Here is a 19,411-nt window from a genome sequence, read left to right as displayed (position 1 = left end):
GGAGCATGAAAAAAATCATTTTGATCCTCAACCATGTGACTGCAGGTATGGGAAGTGACGAACAAGCACAATTACCTCCTGGTGGAAAAAAAACAGCTCTAGGACCGGGAGAAACATTAGCACCATTGTTTAAAGAAAAAAAGGCAGAGATTATTGCTACTTTATACTGCGGTGATCGTTATTATTCAAGTCATCCAGAAGAAGTCAAACAAAAATTTATCGGATTCGCCAAAAAGTTTGAAGCAGATGCGATATTATGTGGACCAGCTATGCATTATCCTAATTTTGGAGAGATGGCAGGCGGGTTAGTCGAAGCTTTTAACAAAGAAGGCATTCCTGCTGCCGCTGCAATGTCTGTTGAAAATCCTGCTGTAGCAAAATATCAGCAAGTGATCCCCATCGTTAAAATGCCAAAAAAAGGTGGGATCGGACTAAATCAATCCTATAAAAATATGGCAACAATCGTGACACAGTTAGCGAAAGGGGAAGAACGAACTTCCTCAGAACAAGAAATGATCTTTTGAATCAAAAGTGAATAAACGGAGCATAATGACTTTTCTTAAGTTGAAAAGCTGTTTCGATAGATGACGGAAAAAAGCCAATCATTACGTATGTTTTGATTGGCTTTTTGTGTGAAGAAGGTTGCAAAGAATAATTTGCCACAAGCAGGATCAGGGGAGATGAGCAACACGTAAGGCTTTGATCAATGTTTGGGTAGAAAGATTCAATCAATTAGCTAACTGAATTTCATCGTTTGCCAACTTGCTCCTTCTCTTTATTAAAAAGTAGAGTGAAAAATAGACTTGAATCTCAATGGATCGTCCAATAAACTATTTATTGTAAGCGATTTATTCTTAATTGAAGAAAAGTGGTGATGTATGAACAAAGTAAAGATACTCATGACCTTGTTTGTTAGCTCTATACTCCTATTTTTGATTTCTCATCCCCAAGAAATAGCGGCAACTACAAGCAAGTCTAATGTAGAAACACATGCAACATTTTCCAAAGTAATGACTTATGATCAAATGATTGAGCAACTCACAAACGATCTTCAGCTTTCATCAACAAAAGCAAGGCAAAAACTCGAATCTTCGGACAAGATTGTTCACACAGTTACTCGAAATAGAGCAACCTTTCGAGTACTGTCGCATACTGTGACGGTGAATAAGACGTACAAGCCAACGATGCGGTTTTATTGTGAAACGAGTGAAAGTGGTCATTTTAGAGCGATTAAACGAATAATAGCAATAAATTTGGTTAGAGAAGACCAGGAAGTGGCAAAAGCCTTTTCCGGAACTGTCTATGTCAACTTAGAAGAAGCCAATCGTATCTATTATATCGTGAATGGTGACTTCTTTAAACAAGGTACGACTTCATGGCAAAACGGATCAACGAGTGGTGTAGCCAGTGCGCTAGATCTAAGGTTTACTACAAAGGATGCCGGGAGCCATTACCAATACAGTTATAGTGAACTCCGAATCACTTTTTGATTTGCAGGCGGGGAAGGAAGTGGACAGCGATCGCTAACTATTGCTGAATAATAGTGAATGGTTAAAGAAAAGTGATGGGAGAGATATGGGTGGCTCGTAAAACTTAGTTTACACAAAAAATAACGAAAAAAGCTGATCCATACATGCGGATCAGCTTTTTATCTTTTAAATTTAGAAAGCAAAACATTCCCAAATATGCTAAGATAGCAATAGACGCGTCCTGAGGGAATCGAACCCCCGTCTCAAGAACCGGAATCTTACGTGATATCCACTACACTAAGGACGCAAGTACAGACACAATTGTAACGAAACTAAAAAAAAATTACAAGGGGAATGGACAAAAAAATGAAATTTCAACAAAACTTTTCACAAAAACAACAGCAAACACAAAAATTAGCCATGACACAACATCTGCAACAGTCCATCCAGGTATTGCAATATAACAGTGAAGAGCTCTTGGCATTTGTTGAAAATCAAGCATTAGAAAATCCATTGATAGAAGTAGTGGAACCAGAATGGCAATCTGACTATCAGAAGATCAGATCAGCCAATGATAATGAAGAAACCAACTACTTAAATCAAATTCCCGATACCAGTGTTTCCTTATTTGAATCATTGATCGAACAGATCCATTTGAACTATCGGCAGACCTTCTTACGTCAGTTAGTTCTTTATTTAGTCGAGTACATTGATTTAAATGGATTTTTGACGATTGATTTAAAAGAGGCACAAGAACAAACAAATGCTACTTCGATTGAGATCCTTGATGCACTGACACTGGTCCAACAACTTGAGCCAGCAGGTGTGGGGGCACGAAGTTTACAAGAGTGTTTGATGTTACAAACGGAAAGAGATGACTTTGCACCAGAGTTAGCGTATATCGTTTTGGAAGAGTGTTTTGAGTTGCTGGTTGATCGCAAATGGAAAGAGATCGCCCAACGCTTTTCAATCGAACTTAGTGAAGTACAACGAATCTTTGATTACATCCAAACACTAAGTCCAAGCCCTGGTCGAATTTTTGATCGAAGCAGTGAATTATATATCATTCCTGATGTCAAAGTGATGGTTGATAAGGACCAAAAAGTGTCTGTCCTTTCTAGACGAGGAAATCAACCAGACGTTCGTTTCCAAGAACATTATTTTAATCAGATGCTTAAAAGAGCAGACAAAGAAACGCAAGCGTATTTGAAAGAACGGAAACAAGAGTTTGACTGGTTGAAAAAAACGATTCTACAACGTGGGGATACGATTTTACGTGTGGCTCAAATCATTGTTTCCCATCAACAAGCCTTTTTCACAAATAAAGAACGACCAATTAAACCGCTGACATTAAAAGAAGTGGCAAAAGAGTTGGAAGTACATGAATCCACTGTCAGCCGTGCCGTCAATGGAAAATACTTGGAAACTGAATTTGGGGTTTTCGAGCTTAAGAAATTCTTTACAACTAGACTACAGCAAAGTGGGACAGATACTGAGACCGATCTCTCAGCTGATACTGCACAAAAGAAAATCCAAGAACTTGTAGATCAAGAAGACAAAATCAAACCACTTTCTGATCAAAAGATCGTAGAATTATTAAAAAAAGATGAAATATTGATTTCAAGAAGGACGGTTGCAAAATATCGTGACCTGCTGGGAATCCCAAGTTCATCGAAAAGAAAACGTTATGATAGATAATGTGAATCTCGACTAGAAAAAAATGAAAAGTTTTTTCTAGTCTTTTTTTATTGAAAAAAACGGGTAAAACTGTTAGACTTACATTCGTGAGGTTGAGATTTTCCTTTTAAATACTTAGTAGTAGGAAAGTCGCTTTTCTTTTTTTATCGTACATGGGTCGTTTTGAGTCTACATTGGACAAATATCGTCCAACTAAGGAGATCGCTATGCTTGATGAATTGAAAATGATTGAATCTGTTGCACCGGATATTATCGAGGTTTTACAGGAAAGATATAAAATTTTACGTAATATTTATTGGATGCAGCCAATAGGTCGTCGTAGTTTATCAGAGAGTATGGGCATCACAGAACGCGTATTACGAACAGAAACGGATCTATTGAAACAGTTAGATTTGATCAACACCTCTAAAAGCGGTATGACTTTGACCAAAAAAGGAGAAGAAGTTTATCAAAGCCTTGAGAACTTCATGGATCAACTTTTAGGAATGCATCAGACAGAAAAAAAACTGGCTGAGTATTTTGGGAATCAACGTTGTATCGTGGTATCAGGAAACAGTGAAGAACAGCCTAAAGTGGCGGATGCTTTTGGTGAAGCATTAAATGAAGCTTTAGATTTGTTACTACCGGAGGGCAATAATATCATTGCTGTAATGGGCGGAACAACGATGGCTGTAGTAGCTGAACAACTGACAAATTTGGAAAACAATCAGCGACATAATCTATTTGTGCCAGCTCGTGGTGGTATCGGAGAGGCTGTGACTGTACAAGCAAATTCCGTAAGTGCTAGAATGGCTACAAAAGCAAGTGGAAATCATCGTGCATTGTATGTTCCAGAACAATTAAGTTTAGCAACGTACAATTCCTTGCTCAATGAACCCTCTATTCAAGAAGTGTTAAACTTGATTAGTCAGGCAAATTGTGTTATTCATAGTATTGGACGCGCACTCCATATGGCAGCACGTCGGAAAATGACTGAAAAGGAATTAGTCATGCTGAAACAGGCGAATGCGGTGGCGGAATCTTTCGGCTATTTTTTCAATGAAAATGGCGAAGTCGTATATAAAGTTCCTCGCATCGGAATCGAATTGAAAGATTTGGCAAATGTACCCATCATTCTTGCGATTGCTGGGGGAAAGTCAAAAGCAAAAGCGATTCGCGCCTATATGAAAAATGCACCAAAACAAACGTGGCTCATCACTGATGAAGCTGCAGCAAAAGAGATTTTAAAAGGGGTATCCCTTTAAAATAAATATTTTTTTGATTTTCATAAGGAGGAAATCTTAAATGACAGTTAAAGTAGGTATTAATGGTTTTGGACGTATCGGACGTCTAGCATTCCGTCGTATCCAAGATGTAGATGGAATCGAAGTAGTAGCAATCAACGACTTAACAGATGCTAAAATGTTAGCACACTTGTTAAAATATGACACAACTCAAGGACGTTTCAACGGAACAGTTGAAGTTCACGAAGGTTCATTCAACGTTAACGGAAAAGAAGTTAAAGTTTTAGCTAACCGTAACCCTGAAGAATTACCTTGGGGCGAACTAGGTGTTGACATCGTTCTAGAATGTACTGGTTTCTTCACTTCAAAAGCAGCTGCTGAAAAACATTTAACAGCTGGTGCTAAACGTGTTGTTATCTCAGCTCCTGGTGGAAATGACGTTCCAACAATCGTTTATAACACAAACCACGAAACATTAACTGGTAAAGAAACAGTTATCTCAGGTGCTTCATGTACTACTAACTGTTTAGCTCCTATGGCTAAAACATTAAACGACAAATTTGGTGTTGTTGAAGGATTAATGACAACTATCCACGCTTACACAGGTGACCAAATGACTCTAGACGGACCTCATCCTAAAGGTGACTTCCGCCGTGCACGCGCTGCTGCTGCAAACATCGTTCCTAACTCAACAGGTGCTGCTAAAGCTATCGGTTTAGTAATCCCTGAATTGAACGGTAAATTAGACGGAGCTGCTCAACGTGTTCCTGTACCAACAGGTTCATTAACTGAATTAGTTACAGTTCTTGAAAAAGAAGTAACTGTTGACGAAATCAACGCAGCAATGAAAGAAGCTTCAAACGAATCTTACGGATACAACACAGACGAAATCGTTTCTTCTGATATCGTTGGTATGACTTTCGGTTCATTATTTGACGCTACACAAACTAAAGTAATGACTGTTGGCGACAAACAATTAGTTAAAACTGTTGCTTGGTATGACAACGAAATGTCTTACACTGCACAATTAGTACGTACTTTAGAATACTTCGCTAACTTATAAGATAGACCAAACGTACAAGTGTAATTTATAAGCATGTACACTTAAAAGCGGGGAAGCAATCGCGCTTCTTCCGCTTTTTTTGATAGTAAGTTTATTTAGGAGGAAATAAAATGGCTAAGAAAACAGTGAAAGATATTGATTTAAAAGATAAAAAAGTTCTTGTCCGTGTTGACTTTAATGTTCCTTTGAAAGATGGCGTGATCACAGATGACACACGTATCAAAGCAGCATTACCAACAATCAACTACGTATTAGAACAAGGCGGAAAAGCAATTCTTTTCTCTCACTTAGGACGTGTAAAAACGGAAGAAGATAAAGAAGGTAAATCTTTAGCTCCAGTTGCAAAACGTTTAGGCGAACTATTAGGAAAAGAAGTAACTTTCGTTCCTGAAACTCGTGGTGCAGAATTAGAAGCAGCAATCAATGGCATGAAAGATGGCGACGTGGTTGTTTTTGAAAACACTCGTTTTGAAGACATTGATGGCAAAAAAGAAAGCAAAAATGATGCAGACCTAGGTAAATACTGGGCTTCATTAGGTGATGTATTTGTCAATGATGCTTTCGGTACAGCTCACCGTGCGCATGCTTCAAACGTCGGAATTGCTTCAACTGGTATCCCAACAGTTGCTGGATTCTTGATGGAAAAAGAAATCAAATTTATCGGTGAAGCCGTTGAAGAACCAAAACGCCCTATGATCGCAATCTTAGGTGGCGCAAAAGTTTCTGATAAAATCGGTGTAATCGAAAACTTGATTCCTAAAGCAGACAAAATCTTGATCGGTGGCGGAATGACTTACACATTCTACGAAGCTAAAGGAATCAAAATCGGTAACTCTTTAGTAGAAGCTGATAAAGTTGAATTAGCAAAAGAATTGATCGAAAAAGCTGGCGACAAATTAGTCTTGCCAATCGATAACGTTTGTGCTCCAGAGTTCTCAAACGATGTTGAAACACAAGTAATCGAAGGCGATATCCCTGAAGGATTGATGGCTTTAGACATCGGCCCTGCATCAGTGAAATTATTTGCTGATACATTACAAGGTGCAAAAACAGTTGTTTGGAACGGACCAATGGGTGTGTTCGAAATGAGTAACTTTGCTAAAGGTACAATCGGTGTTTGTGAAGCAATCGCTAACCTTGAAGATGCAACAACAATCATCGGTGGTGGTGACTCAGCAGCAGCTGCAGAACAATTAGGTTTTGCTGACAAATTCACACATATCTCAACAGGTGGCGGCGCAAGCTTAGAATTACTAGAAGGTAAAGAACTACCTGGTTTAGCTGCAATCAACGATAAATAAGCATCGTTCGTTGTATCTGATTTAGATGAAGACAGCTGCTTTTTGCAACAGTGAATTGATTCAAACTCAAATAAACTTAACCAAAAAGCAGCTTTTTCTTTTTATACGTGGAGGAGAGTTCCACGACTCATAATTTTAAAGGAGTGCATACTGTCATGCGTAAACCAATTATCGCTGGTAACTGGAAAATGAACAAAACTGCATCTGAAGCAAAAGAATTTGCTGAAGCAGTAAAAAACAACATCCCTTCAAATGAAAAAGTTGATTCTGTTATCGGATCACCTGCTTTGTTCTTACAAGAACTAATGGCTTCAGCTGAAGGAACAGAATTAAAAATCTCAGCACAAAACTGCTACTGGGAAAACTCAGGTGCATTCACAGGTGAAACTTCACCAGCTGCTTTAGCAGACTTAGGTGTGGACTATGTGATCATCGGACATTCAGAACGTCGTGAATACTTCCATGAAACAGATGAAGACATCAACAAAAAAGCGAAAGCTATCTTTGCAAACGGCATGATCCCAATTCTTTGCTGTGGTGAATCTTTAGAAACTTACGAAGCTGGAAAAACAGCTGAATGGATCGAAGGACAAATCACTGCTGGTCTTGAAGGATTAACAGATGGCCAAGTAAGCAACATGGTTATTGCTTATGAACCAATCTGGGCAATCGGTACTGGTAAATCAGCTGATGCACAAATTGCTGACGAAATCTGTGGCGTTGTACGTCAAACAGTTGAAAAATTATACGGCAAAGAAGTATCTGATGCAGTACGTATCCAATACGGTGGTTCTGTAAAACCAGAAAACATTGCTGAATATATGGCGAAAGAAAATGTTGACGGAGCATTAGTTGGTGGCGCAAGCTTACAAGCTGATTCATTCTTAGCATTATTAGACGCTGTAAAATAATTAGTGAAAATTTGCGAAAAATGCAAGAAATGTTTGCACTAACGCCTAAAATTAACTAAAATCGTATATGAGGGAAATCCCTTAGGAAAAAACAAACTCAAAGGAGAGACAAAACATGTCAATTATTACTGATGTTTACGCTCGCGAGATCTTAGACTCACGCGGTAACCCAACAATCGAAGTAGAAGTATACACAGAAAGCGGAGCTTTTGGCCGTGGAATGGTTCCTTCAGGTGCTTCAACTGGTGAATACGAAGCCGTTGAATTACGTGATGGAGACAAAGCTCGTTATGGCGGTAAAGGTGTAACTAAAGCTGTTGACAACGTAAACAACATCATTGCTGAAGCAATCATTGGCTACGATGTACGTGACCAAATGGCAATCGATAAAGCTATGATCGCTTTAGACGGAACTCCTAACAAAGGTAAATTAGGTGCGAACGCAATTTTAGGTGTATCTATCGCTGTTGCTCGTGCAGCTGCTGACTACCTAGAAGTACCTTTATACCACTACCTAGGCGGATTCAATACAAAAGTTTTACCAACTCCAATGATGAACATCATCAACGGTGGATCACATGCGGATAACTCAATCGACTTCCAAGAATTCATGATCATGCCTGTTGGCGCTCCAACATTCAAAGAAGCTCTACGTATGGGTGCTGAAGTATTCCACGCATTAGCAGCAATCTTGAAATCTCGTGGATTAGCTACTTCTGTTGGTGACGAAGGTGGATTCGCTCCTAACCTTGGTTCAAACGAAGAAGGTTTTGAAGTAATCATCGAAGCAATCGAAAAAGCTGGCTATGTACCTGGTAAAGACGTTGTTCTTGCTATGGATGCTGCTTCTTCAGAATTCTACGACAAAGAAAAAGGTGTTTACGTATTAGCTGATTCAGGCGAAGGCGAAAAAACAACTGACGAAATGATCAAATTCTACGAAGAATTAGTTTCTAAATATCCAATCATCTCAATCGAAGACGGATTAGACGAAAACGACTGGGACGGATTCAAGAAATTAACTGACGTATTAGGCGACAAAGTTCAATTAGTTGGTGACGACTTGTTCGTAACAAACACTCAAAAATTATCTGAAGGTATTGAAAAAGGAATCGCTAACTCAATCCTAATCAAAGTTAACCAAATCGGTACTTTGACAGAAACTTTTGAAGCAATCGAAATGGCTAAAGAAGCTGGCTACACAGCAGTTGTTTCTCACCGTTCAGGTGAAACAGAAGATTCAACAATCTCTGATATTGCTGTTGCAACAAACGCTGGTCAAATCAAAACTGGTTCTCTATCACGTACTGACCGTATTGCTAAATACAACCAATTACTACGTATCGAAGACCAATTAGGCGAAGTTGCTGAATACAAAGGTTTGAAATCTTTCTACAACTTAAAAAACAAATAATTTTAGGACGATCAAATAAGTACGACGATAGTAGAGCGTCGATTATATAGCTGTGCTGGTCTACTTCATTCTAAAGTTATTAAAAAGTACCTTTCTCTTATCTTGAAGATAGGAGAAAGGTCTTTTTTTGCAGAAAAAATTTAGAGTTTATCCTAACAAAAACTGAATTACATAATCGTTTTTTGTCACGTTTACAAACGATTTAATTATTGCTAAGATATTATGATAAAAGGAAAAAAAAGAATAATGGGGAAAGTGTATGAAAGCAAAAATTTTAAAAGGGTTCAAATGGTTCGGTATTTTGCTTCTCAGTACCATTTTATTGGTCGTGATTGCTTTTCAAGTTTCACCGAGACCGGGTGCTTATGTGATCCGACATCTGTTTAGCAATGCTGTAACGATCACAGATAAAGAAACGTATGAACAAGCAAAAGATTCCACCAGTTCGCTCACTGATCGTTCTTATCAATCACAATTCAAAAAAAACAACTACGATATCTATTATCCTAAAGGCAGTGAGGGACCTTTACCCACGTTGATCTGGGTTCACGGTGGAGGCTATGTGAGCGGGGATAAAGCAGGTGTAAAAGAATTTGCAACAAGATTAGCTTCAGATACGCACATCGCAGTTGTTGCTATGAACTATGAACCGGCACCTAGCTCTCAGTATCCCAATCAAGTAGTACAAGTCAATGAATTAGTCCAACAATTAAAAAAAGAGAACAATCATAAGTTGGATCTTTCAAAGCTGATTTTTGGTGGCGATAGTGCAGGCGCTCAGATTGCCTTACAGTATGTTACTATCCAAACAAATCAACAGTATGCAAAAGAAATGAAGATGAAACAAATGATTGATCCAACAGCGATCAAAGGAGCCATTTCTTACTGTGGACCAGTTGACTTGCAACAAACAGCAAAACAGCAATCGAGTGATCGATTGATGCATTTCTTCGTTAAAACGGTAGCTTGGTCTTTGATTGGAACGAAAGATTGGCAAACAGACGAACGCTTATATCAAGCTAGTTTAGTTGATCAAGTGTCAAAAGACTTCCCGCCTACGTATATCACAGATGGAAATGCGTATTCATTTCAAGATCAAGGGATTGCTTTCGCAAATAAATTAAAAGAGTTAGACGTTCCTGTAGACGAACTATTTTATAAAGACCAGAAAAAAGAAATCAGTCATGAATATCAATTTAATTATACATTGCCAGAATCAAAAACTTGTTATGAGCAGACGGAGCGGTTCATTGAAAACTGTTTTCGATCTACAACAGCTCAATAACGAATTGCCGAAGCATCCCGAAATAGCTCCTTCTATTTTGGGGTGCTTCGGTGTCTTTAGACATAGGAGTGTCAATGGCTGTTGCTAGCTAATCGACTGAGAATGGATGAATGATTGAAAATGATACACTGTTTCAGTAAAATAGAAAGAAACAGCAGGAGTGTGGGACAGGATGGGAAATGAAGAAAAAATAGCTATTTTACAAGAAATGATCCGAATCAAGTCAGTGAATGGGAAAGAAGGGGAAGTAGCCGCCTACTTAAATCAATTATTGAATCAACATGGAATCCAAGGAGAAATCATTTCTCACACTGAGGGGCGTGATAACTTGGTGGCGACGTATCACAATGGTCAAGGAAGAGTATTAGGTTTGTCTGGTCACATGGATGTTGTGTCTGCAGGAGACGAATCGAATTGGACCTATCCGCCTTTTGCAGCAGAAATAAAAGGTAATCGTTTGTATGGACGTGGTGCTACCGATATGAAAAGTGGGCTAGCCGCTATGGTGATTGCGATGATTGAATTGAAAGAGTCCGGGAAACCGTTTAACGGGACAATCAAATTATTAGCGACAGTAGGGGAAGAAGTCGGAGAATTAGGTAGTGAACAACTGACAAAAGCAGGTTATGTCGACGATTTAGACGGATTGATCATTGGTGAACCAACCAATTACAATTTGATGTATACTCACATGGGTTCAATAAACTACACCGTTGTTTCTCATGGTAAAGAAGCCCACAGCTCAATGCCTCAAGAAGGCTACAATGCGATCAACCATTTAAATGAATTTATTACGCGTGCAAACGAGCAAATGGATGCTTTAGCGAATGATTTCCAAAATTCAGCGTTAGGAAAAACGATTCATAACGTTACAGTGATCAACGGAGGAAATCAAGTCAACAGTATTCCAAGTCAGGCGCAATTACAAGGAAATATCCGCTCAATCCCTGAATTTCCAAACGATCAAATCATTGATTTATTACAAAAGATCGTGGATGAATTGAATGAAGGAACGAACTATCACTTAGAATTGACGATCGACTACAATAAGATTCCTGTGAAAGCAAATCCTGATTCTTCGTTGATCCACCATATTCAAAAACAGTTCAAGCAACCATTGCCCCTAGTAGGTGCAGCAGCAACGACAGATGCAGCTGAATTTACTAAATCCGCTCACTCCTTCGATTTTGTGGTATTCGGTCCCGGAGTCGTAAACTTGCCTCATCAAATAGACGAGTATGTAGAAATCGATAATTACTTGGATATGATTGACACATATCAAGCAATCATCTTGTCTTATTTAGCATAACAGCCTATTTTGGTTCAAAGTACAAAAAAGTACAAAATAGATCCTTCAATTAAATCAAAAAAAAAGCAAAACATGAAAATTTGTTTTGCTTTTTTTTGATTTACTAATTGAAGTAACCGACTTCTATTCGCACGTATATTTACTCCAGCTCATCACAACTACGCAGCTCAAATCGCTCTGTTCACAACCCTTTTCGGCAATGCCAAGACGACAAGGGTGACGACGACTACTGAGAGCAGGCGGTCGAGGTAATCGGTACCCGCTTGAACGAGAATCACGCTCATTGTTTGATTGAACCCAATTCCATGGAGGAACTGAACGATCATGCTTGAACCAGAAGAAGTGACTCCCCCAAAGAGTTTTACAGTGATTAGGGAAGAAAGGATGGTTCCAGGCAGTGATAAGACAAGTGCCCAGAAAACTAAGGTCCAGCGGTTCTTACTTCGAGTGAATCGTTGATGGAAAATCACTCCAGCAAGTAAACCTGTTACCATTTGAACAGGTGAATAATACAACGAGAAGATATCGGTGGTAACACCACTTAATACCCCGCTGGCCAAGCCAGTGAGTAACCCAAATACCGGACCTAACAAAGTCCCAGCGAATATGGTACCGATCGAATCAAGATAGATCGGTAATCGTAGCCATAATGCAATGGTTCCGCCGATATAATTGATTCCGATACATAAAGCGACGATCGTAATCGTCTGTGTGGTGATTCTTTTTTTGCGCATGTTTTTCATCCCATCTTTAATCTTTCCAGATCTTTTTTAATCGTTTCTTCTTGTGCATTTAAAAGAACGGTCAAAAACTTCCGAAAAAATAGATGAGTATCAACTTCTGTCATAATGGTGCTGTTTGGTGCTTTTTGCCAAAAATCAAAGCGATCGACTAGTGTTTGCCCACGGCTGATTCCTTGCGTTTCAACAGCGGTATAACTAGTAAATCCCTGACAAATGCTTTCGTCGATAAAGTAGGCAACGGCCAGAGGATCATTGATGACGCACCCTAGGATTCTTTCTTGTTGCCAGTGAAAATCAAAATAAAAACGAGTGATCGCTTTTAGAAATTCTCCTTCCTCAGGATTGAGCTGACAACAATATTCTAATAAGGTAGGTGTCAAAACGATTTCTCTCGTAACATCTAAACCGACCATTTCAATCGTGTTCCCTAAATTTTCAAACACAAAGGCAGCTGCATCAGGATCGCACCAATAATTGTACTCAGCAACTGGTGAACAGTTTCCGTGGCTTTTGTAGGTGCCACCCATTGAAATAAATCGCTCGAAATGTTTCCCTAAATGTGGATTTTTCATCAAAGCACGAGCAATATTGGTCAAAGGGCCAAGTGCAATGATCGAGGTGTTTGTTTCTTTAGAAAAGTATTCCGCCAAAAAATCGACTGCTGATTTTTCTTCTATTTGTTTTTCTGGTACTTGAGCAAAGTTTGTCTCGCCTAATCCGTCCATCCCATGAGTGTCTTGTGCGCTAATAAACGGCTGTTTCAACGGTTGTGTTTGCCCTTGATAGACGGGGATGTCTAAGCGTCCGCAACGTTTCAAACATTTGAAAACATTTTGGCTACCGATTGTCACAGGTACATTACCGCAGACCGTCGTGATCGCAACCACCTCGATTTCGGGGGACTTGATGGCTAACATCAATGCTAAAGTGTCATCGATTCCAGGATCGCAGTCAATAATTACTTTTCGCATTATTTCCAATCTCCTTTCTGTAGAGATACTTAGTTTTTTATTCTGGGAAGTTTCCGAACCAGTCCAAGGATACTCCTTGATTAAAATGCACGGAATCAGTATACTGGCTTTTAAATAAAATGTAAATGTTATCTTATTTTTTATTCCTATTTGATTGGTTTTAAATTTCAATGAAGCCTAGGGTGAAAACTTGAGCAGTTTTTTTAGAAAATGGTACAATGGAATAGAAGGCTATACGGATTGATAATAGAAAAAATATTTATGGAAAGCGGGGAAGATAAGTGATTGTCATGTATCTTATTCTTATAGTTCTCATTTTAGGCGCAGTCATTTATCGTGGACTTTCTTCTTACTATGCGCAAAAATTAATTCAATCGGGTTTACAAAGAGGGTATGATTGGTATGAGAAAACAGGTCATCAGTTGATGGACCCATCGGCTTTTACGATCGTGGAAAAGCAGCGGCAACTTGCGGAAACAGAAGCTGAGGGCTTTTGGAATAAAGGCAAAGAAATCGAAGTCAAAAGTCATGATGGGTTAAAACTATTAGGACGAATCTTTCAAAGTTCCTCTCCCAACAAAAAATGGGTTGTTTGTGTCCATGACTATCGAAGTGATGGGAAAACAGATATGTCTTATATTGGAAAGAAATATGCAGAAGCAGGGTTTAACGTCTTGATTCCTGATTTGCGTGCTCACGGCAAGAGTGAAGGAGAAATCATCGGAATGGGTTGGTTGGATCGTTTAGACTTGATTATCTGGATCAACTATATTTTACAGATGCAGCCAGATGCTAACATTATTTTACATGGGAGTTCAATGGGTGCCTCTGCTATCATGATGGCTAGTGGGGAAAAACTACCTCCTGCAGTTCGAGGGTTTATCCTGGATAGCGGGTTTGTTTCCGTCTATGCGGAGTTTCGCTACATGTTGAGCAAACTAACCTTTCTTCCTAAAAAAATGATCATGCGCCATGCAAATCGCTATGCAAAGAAATATGCTGGTTATTCTTTGAAACAGGCGTCAGCAACCCGTCAGTTGGGCAGTAACCATCTGCCAGTATTGATCATTCATGGGGAAGAGGATCAGTTCGTTCCAGTCAGTGCCGCATATACGATCCAAAATGCAACAGCTGGTGAAAATGATCTTTTTCTGATCCCAGAAGCCCAACATTTAGAAGCAGCCGTGAAAGATCCCACCAAATATTGGACGGTTGTTTTCTCATTTATCGAACAGCGAATCGATTGGAGAGAATCAGGTTATTCCGAGTATAAATAATTGTTTGCTGAGAACTAGACTGTTAGAATCAAGGAGAACAAATTATTTGGTCAATACGGGGAGTGGCGAAAATGGAAATCAAAGAAGAAAAAAATCGTTTCGTATTATTGAATGATGAAGCAAAAGAAATCGGGGAAATGACTTGGTCGGATGCAGGACCAGACATCATGATCATTGATCATACATTTGTAGAACCAGAGTATCGTGGACAAAAATTAGCAGAAAAATTGGTGCTTAATGGCGTAGAACTAGCTCGAAGAGAAGGTAAAAAAATTATTCCATTGTGTCCATATGCGAAGAAAGAATTTGAAAGAAAACCAGAATATCAAGATGTGCTTCGTAAATAATCGACTCGTTTTCGTACGATCGTCAATGAATGAAATGACAAAAAGTGGATCTATCCGCTAAATGAACTTTTTTTAAATTAGAGAAACCGAAATTGTAGCAACCGGCTATTAACGTTGTTATTCTTTCGGTTTTTTCATCTTTTCAGTCTTTGCCCATGAATAAGTGCTAATACTAAATGTTATCTAAAATTGAAGCCCCATTCGCAAGAGAAGGTTGTCAGAGTTTTTTTTATATGATAAAGTAAAATAGATGATATTTTACGGAAAGGAGGCTGCTTAATGTATAATGTAATTTTAGGAATCGTGATCGTGTTATCGATTGTAATGGTCATTGCAATCATGATGCAACCAAGTAAACAAAACAGTGCAGCAAGTGCATTTACTGGCGGAGCGGATCAATTATTCGGTAAACAAAAAGCACGTGGTTTTGAAGCAGTCATGCAACGTTCGACAGCGGTAATGGGTGCCATTTGGATGATTTTATTATTTGTACTAGCCTTTTTATCTTCTAAATAAAAAGTTGATTTAACGATTAGTCGAAATAATTATGAATCGTTTTTTCGTTCAAAAAATTTCGGCTTAATTTTTTAAGTAGTTGATTTGAATGAGCGAAAAAAGAATTCCTTTCATGCAGAGCAGTGATTGACGTCGCGGCTCTTTTTTATTTGCCAAAAGAGCGGTTTTGTCCTAAGGGATCGCCAATCTATGTTAAAATGAGAAGAACGAGGTGAACCTAATGAAAAGTCTACCAAAACCCCTTTATGCAAAACATAGCAAGAAAGCTGTGCTACTCTTACATGCCTATTCTGGAAGTCCGAATGATGTGCGCATGCTGGCTCGATATTTGGAAAAGTCAGAATATACTGTCTATGCTCCATTATTTACTGGACATGGAACGCTAGCTCCACAAGACATTTTAGCGCAAAAAACGGAAACATGGTGGGAAGATACGAAACAAGCCATCCACTTTTTAAAAGCAGAAGGTTTTTCCCAAGTTGCCGTTTTTGGATTATCAATGGGAGGAATCTTCGCTGTTCGAGCATTAGCAGAACAGCCAGAGATCATTGGTGGCGGATGTTTCTGCTCGCCGATTTCACCAGTTGAAAATCATGTGCCAGAAAATTTTGAGCGATATGAACGTTATGTGCTAAAACTTGCAGGGGAATCTGAACAGGAAATCGAAGAAACTGTCGCTGCGCTTCGACCAAATGTTTATCAGCAATTAGCAAAGATACAAAACCAAGCAGCAATTACAGAAGGAAAACTTAGTGACATCCAAGCACCTGTTTTTTTAGCCCAAGCCGGTCAAGATGAAATGATTGATCCAGCTGGAGTCTACGAAACAGCAAAAAAATTAGCCGATAAAAGAGTGACCCTTCAATGGTATCCCAACAGCAAACATGTGATCACCGTTGGAGAGTCTAGAAAATTACTGGAAAAAGATGTGTTGGAGTTTCTAGAGAATTTACCTTGGAATGAGGAATGAAAATGACAAAAGAAACATTGAAAGAAAAAATTATTTTTTTTATTGAGAGCGAGCGCAAAAAAAGCTTTTCAATGGAAGAAATCGCCCAAGGATTGGGCTTGCAAAAAAGTGAAGATTTCAAGCTACTCGTTCAGACGATCGCTCAAATGGAACGAGAACAAAGTGTGGTCTTTACCAAAAAAGGAAAAGTGAAGCTACCATTAAAACCAGTATTGATCGAAGGAACGTTTCGGGCCAATGAAAGAGGATTCGGCTTTGTGACGATTGATCCAGAAGAAGATGATATCTATATTCCTAAAGAAGCAACTGGGTATGCCATGGATGGCGATACGGTAGCGATCGATATCATAAAAACGGCCGATACTGCGATGGATCGTGGAGCAGAAGGTAAAGTAGTTGAGATCCGCAAACGAGCAACTACGCAATTAGCTGGGGAATTTGTAGCTTACACAGAGGAAGAGATAAGTGAAACGGATCTTTATGGGGTGGTTATCCCAAAAGACAAAAAATTGAATCAGTTTAAAGTTTATGCAGCAGCTGAAGGGATTCGACCAGTTGATGGGAGTATCGTAATGGTTGAGCTGACCCATTATCCTGAGAAAAACTATGCGACCAGTTTAGAAGGTATTGTCAAACAAGTCATCGGCCATAAAAATGATCCTGGCATGGATATCCTATCGATTGTTGTCTCAAACGGGATTCCGACAAAATTTCCGGATGATGTCTTGGCAGAAGCTGATCAAGTGCCAGATACGATCGATGAAAAAGACCTAGTTGGCCGGAGAGACTTACGTGAACAATTGATCGTGACGATTGACGGAGAAGATGCCAAAGATTTGGATGATGCCGTTACTGTGAAAAAATTAGCCAACGGTAATTATTTCTTAGGTGTACACATTGCAGATGTTTCCAATTATGTGACCGAAGGAAGCCAGTTAGATCGTGAAGCTTACGAACGAGGAACGAGTGTGTATTTAACCGACCGTGTCATTCCAATGATCCCACAAAGATTATCAAACGGGATTTGTTCATTGAACCCTCACGTACCAAGACTAACAATGAGTTGTGAGATGGAGATTGATCCAAATGGTCAGGTGGTATCTCATGATATTTTCCCAAGTGTCATCCAAACGACGGAACGAATGACCTATACAGCGGTCAATCAGATTTTAGAAGAACAAGATGAGCAGGTAATGGAACGGTATAAGCAATTAGTGCCGATGTTTCAAGAGATGCAAGAGCTACATCAGATTTTAGAAGAAATGCGGATTCGTCGAGGAGCGATTTCTTTTGAAGACCGTGAAGCAAAAATACTCGTAGAACCAGATGGACAACCAACTGATATCTTATTGCGAAGCCGTGGCGTAGGCGAACGGTTGATCGAATCTTTCATGTTGGCGGCAAATGAAACGGTGGCGGAACATTTTAATAAACGCAACTTTCCATTCATTTATCGGATTCACGAGCAACCTAAAGAAGAAAAGATGCAACGTTTCTTTGATTTTGCTTCCGCACTAGGAATCGTCGTTCGTGGAACAAAAGGAACGATCACACCTAAAGATCTTCAAAAAGTCATTGAAAACGTTGAAGACAAGCCGGAATCAGCTGTTATCAATACGATGCTGTTGAGAAGTATGCAACAAGCACGTTATTCAGAAGATAATTTTGGGCACTATGGATTAGCTGCGGAATATTATACGCATTTCACTTCGCCTATCAGACGTTATCCAGATTTGATCGTCCATCGCTTAATTCGCTCGTATGGACAAGACCCAAGTGAAGCAAATCAAACTTATTGGGAAAATGAGCTACCCGAAATTGCGGAGCATAGTTCGAAGATGGAACGTCGTGCAGTCGAGGCAGAGCGTGAAGTAGATGCAATGAAGAAAGCTGAATACATGATGGATAAAGTAGGAGAGGAATTTGAAGGGATCATCAGTTCAGTTGTTAAATTTGGGTTGTTTATCGAATTACCCAATACGATTGAAGGGTTGATCCATATCAATGAGTTGAAACAAGACTATTTCCACTTTATTGAGAATCATTTAGCATTAGTAGGCGAACGAACAGGGTTAACTTTTAAAATCGGTCAAAAAGTGCGGGTAAAAGTCATCAAAGCAGATCCGGAAGAACGTGCAATCGACTTTGAATTGATTGATGCAGAAGAAATCGTTCCATTAGAACGTCCAAAAACGTCAAACAAAAATCGTCCTTCTAATCGTCATCAAAAGCGTTCATCAAAATCTCATACTGAACGGAATGGAAAGAAAAATTCCTATTCAAATGAGCGGAAAAAAGGAAAAGGACCATCTAATAAAAAAGGGAAAAAACCTTTTTATAAGGGAATTAAGAAGAAAAAGAAAAAATAACCAATAACCACTATGAATACCAGTTTGGAGGAATGTCATATGCCAAAAGGCGACGGAAAGTTAATCGCCCAAAATAAAAAGGCTCGCCATGATTATTCGATTATCGATACGATGGAAGCAGGAATGGTGCTGCAAGGAACAGAAATCAAATCGATCCGAAACAGCCGAATCAATTTGAAAGATGGATTTGTCCGTATTCGAAACGGTGAAGCATTTTTGCATAACGTTCATATCAGTCCCTATGAACAAGGCAATATTTTTAACCATGATCCGTTACGAACAAGAAAGTTACTATTACACAAAAAACAGATTTCACGGCTAGAGACTGAAACAAAAAATACCGGGGTCACGATCGTACCCTTAAAAGTATATATTCGTGATGGGTATGCCAAAGTTTTGATTGGTCTTGCGAAAGGGAAGAAATCTTATGACAAGCGAGAAGATCTAAAACGAAAAGATGTGGATCGTCAAATTGATCGAACATTAAAAAATTTCTCTAGATAATTTCATTATCCTTTTTCGCATATTCGGTGCTTTTAGGTTTA

The 19,411-nt window shown here is 39.0% G+C and carries 18 protein-coding genes, 1 tRNA gene and 1 riboswitch; of the genes, 16 read left to right on the top strand and 3 right to left on the bottom strand.

Features of this window, described 5'->3' with window-relative positions; translation table 11 throughout:
• The first annotated feature begins 5 nt into the window (after positions 1–5).
• Positions 6–524, top strand: coding sequence for a GrdB-related putative oxidoreductase (locus AB5M32_RS04925; RefSeq protein WP_178285802.1), 519 nt, complete (start codon positions 6–8; stop codon positions 522–524).
• A gap of 354 nt (positions 525–878) precedes the next feature.
• A complete protein-coding gene (locus tag AB5M32_RS04920) occupies positions 879–1,490 on the top strand; it encodes a hypothetical protein (protein WP_178285803.1) in 612 nt (203 codons plus the stop codon).
• A 214-nt stretch (positions 1,491–1,704) separates the two neighbouring features.
• On the opposite strand, the gene AB5M32_RS04915 is transcribed toward AB5M32_RS04920, so the two are convergent.
• Positions 1,705–1,776, bottom strand: a tRNA-Arg gene (locus AB5M32_RS04915).
• A 59-nt stretch (positions 1,777–1,835) separates the two neighbouring features.
• Here AB5M32_RS04915 and rpoN point away from each other — a divergent pair.
• From rpoN to AB5M32_RS04875, 8 genes are all read left to right on the top strand, one after another.
• The gene (gene rpoN / locus AB5M32_RS04910; protein ID WP_010718616.1) at positions 1,836–3,167 is read left to right on the top strand and encodes an RNA polymerase factor sigma-54; all 1,332 of its coding nucleotides are present in this window, start codon (positions 1,836–1,838) and stop codon (positions 3,165–3,167) included.
• 152 nt (positions 3,168–3,319) lie between these two features.
• Positions 3,320–4,411 carry a sugar-binding transcriptional regulator gene (locus AB5M32_RS04905; protein WP_172595671.1) on the top strand — a complete coding sequence of 364 codons (1,092 nt, stop codon included), beginning with the start codon at positions 3,320–3,322 and terminating at the stop codon, positions 4,409–4,411.
• A gap of 40 nt (positions 4,412–4,451) precedes the next feature.
• On the top strand, positions 4,452–5,453 hold the full coding sequence (gene gap, locus AB5M32_RS04900; protein WP_010718614.1) for a type I glyceraldehyde-3-phosphate dehydrogenase: 1,002 nt from the start codon (positions 4,452–4,454) through the stop codon (positions 5,451–5,453).
• A gap of 110 nt (positions 5,454–5,563) precedes the next feature.
• The gene (gene pgk, locus AB5M32_RS04895) at positions 5,564–6,754 is read left to right on the top strand and encodes a phosphoglycerate kinase (protein WP_010718613.1); all 1,191 of its coding nucleotides are present in this window, start codon (positions 5,564–5,566) and stop codon (positions 6,752–6,754) included.
• Positions 6,755–6,909: 155 nt separating this feature from the next.
• Positions 6,910–7,665 (top strand): triose-phosphate isomerase, encoded by a 756-nt coding sequence (gene tpiA, locus AB5M32_RS04890; RefSeq protein ID WP_010718612.1) that lies wholly within the window; start codon positions 6,910–6,912, stop codon positions 7,663–7,665.
• Between the two features lie 115 nt (positions 7,666–7,780).
• On the top strand, positions 7,781–9,079 hold the full coding sequence (eno, locus tag AB5M32_RS04885; RefSeq protein WP_010718611.1) for a phosphopyruvate hydratase: 1,299 nt from the start codon (positions 7,781–7,783) through the stop codon (positions 9,077–9,079).
• Positions 9,080–9,338: 259 nt separating this feature from the next.
• Positions 9,339–10,364, top strand: a complete 1,026-nt coding sequence (locus AB5M32_RS04880) for an alpha/beta hydrolase (protein ID WP_178285804.1) — start codon at positions 9,339–9,341, stop codon at positions 10,362–10,364.
• A gap of 172 nt (positions 10,365–10,536) precedes the next feature.
• Positions 10,537–11,673 (top strand): ArgE/DapE family deacylase, encoded by a 1,137-nt coding sequence (locus tag AB5M32_RS04875; RefSeq protein WP_178285805.1) that lies wholly within the window; start codon positions 10,537–10,539, stop codon positions 11,671–11,673.
• Between the two features lie 167 nt (positions 11,674–11,840).
• Here the strand turns inward: AB5M32_RS04875 and AB5M32_RS04870 are convergent, their stop codons facing one another.
• The gene (locus AB5M32_RS04870; protein ID WP_010737992.1) at positions 11,841–12,407 is read right to left on the bottom strand and encodes an ECF transporter S component; all 567 of its coding nucleotides are present in this window, start codon (positions 12,405–12,407) and stop codon (positions 11,841–11,843) included.
• 5 nt (positions 12,408–12,412) lie between these two features.
• Positions 12,413–13,387 carry a nucleoside hydrolase gene (locus AB5M32_RS04865; protein WP_094940502.1) on the bottom strand — a complete coding sequence of 325 codons (975 nt, stop codon included), beginning with the start codon at positions 13,385–13,387 and terminating at the stop codon, positions 12,413–12,415.
• A 23-nt stretch (positions 13,388–13,410) separates the two neighbouring features.
• A riboswitch (PreQ1 riboswitch) is annotated at positions 13,411–13,455 on the bottom strand.
• A 213-nt stretch (positions 13,456–13,668) separates the two neighbouring features.
• On the opposite strand from AB5M32_RS04865, the gene AB5M32_RS04860 reads away from it, so the two are divergent.
• From AB5M32_RS04860 to smpB, 6 genes are all read left to right on the top strand, one after another.
• Positions 13,669–14,664, top strand: coding sequence for an alpha/beta hydrolase (locus AB5M32_RS04860; protein ID WP_010718606.1), 996 nt, complete (start codon positions 13,669–13,671; stop codon positions 14,662–14,664).
• A 71-nt stretch (positions 14,665–14,735) separates the two neighbouring features.
• The gene (locus AB5M32_RS04855; RefSeq protein WP_010718605.1) at positions 14,736–15,011 is read left to right on the top strand and encodes a GNAT family N-acetyltransferase; all 276 of its coding nucleotides are present in this window, start codon (positions 14,736–14,738) and stop codon (positions 15,009–15,011) included.
• 279 nt (positions 15,012–15,290) lie between these two features.
• Positions 15,291–15,527: a preprotein translocase subunit SecG gene (gene secG, locus AB5M32_RS04850; protein ID WP_010718604.1), complete on the top strand. Its 237-nt coding sequence runs from the start codon at positions 15,291–15,293 to the stop codon at positions 15,525–15,527.
• Between the two features lie 220 nt (positions 15,528–15,747).
• Positions 15,748–16,497 carry a carboxylesterase gene (locus AB5M32_RS04845; protein ID WP_178285806.1) on the top strand — a complete coding sequence of 250 codons (750 nt, stop codon included), beginning with the start codon at positions 15,748–15,750 and terminating at the stop codon, positions 16,495–16,497.
• A 2-nt stretch (positions 16,498–16,499) separates the two neighbouring features.
• Positions 16,500–18,866 (top strand): ribonuclease R, encoded by a 2,367-nt coding sequence (gene rnr, locus AB5M32_RS04840; RefSeq protein ID WP_178285808.1) that lies wholly within the window; start codon positions 16,500–16,502, stop codon positions 18,864–18,866.
• Positions 18,867–18,905: 39 nt separating this feature from the next.
• Positions 18,906–19,370: an SsrA-binding protein SmpB gene (smpB, locus tag AB5M32_RS04835; RefSeq protein ID WP_010718601.1), complete on the top strand. Its 465-nt coding sequence runs from the start codon at positions 18,906–18,908 to the stop codon at positions 19,368–19,370.
• Positions 19,371–19,411 lie beyond the last annotated feature (41 nt).

Origin of the sequence: Enterococcus sp. C57, assembly GCF_040887305.1 — a bacterium.
GTDB lineage: Bacteria > Bacillota > Bacilli > Lactobacillales > Enterococcaceae > Enterococcus_B > Enterococcus_B hirae.
This window is presented reverse-complemented; position numbering and strand designations above follow the sequence as displayed.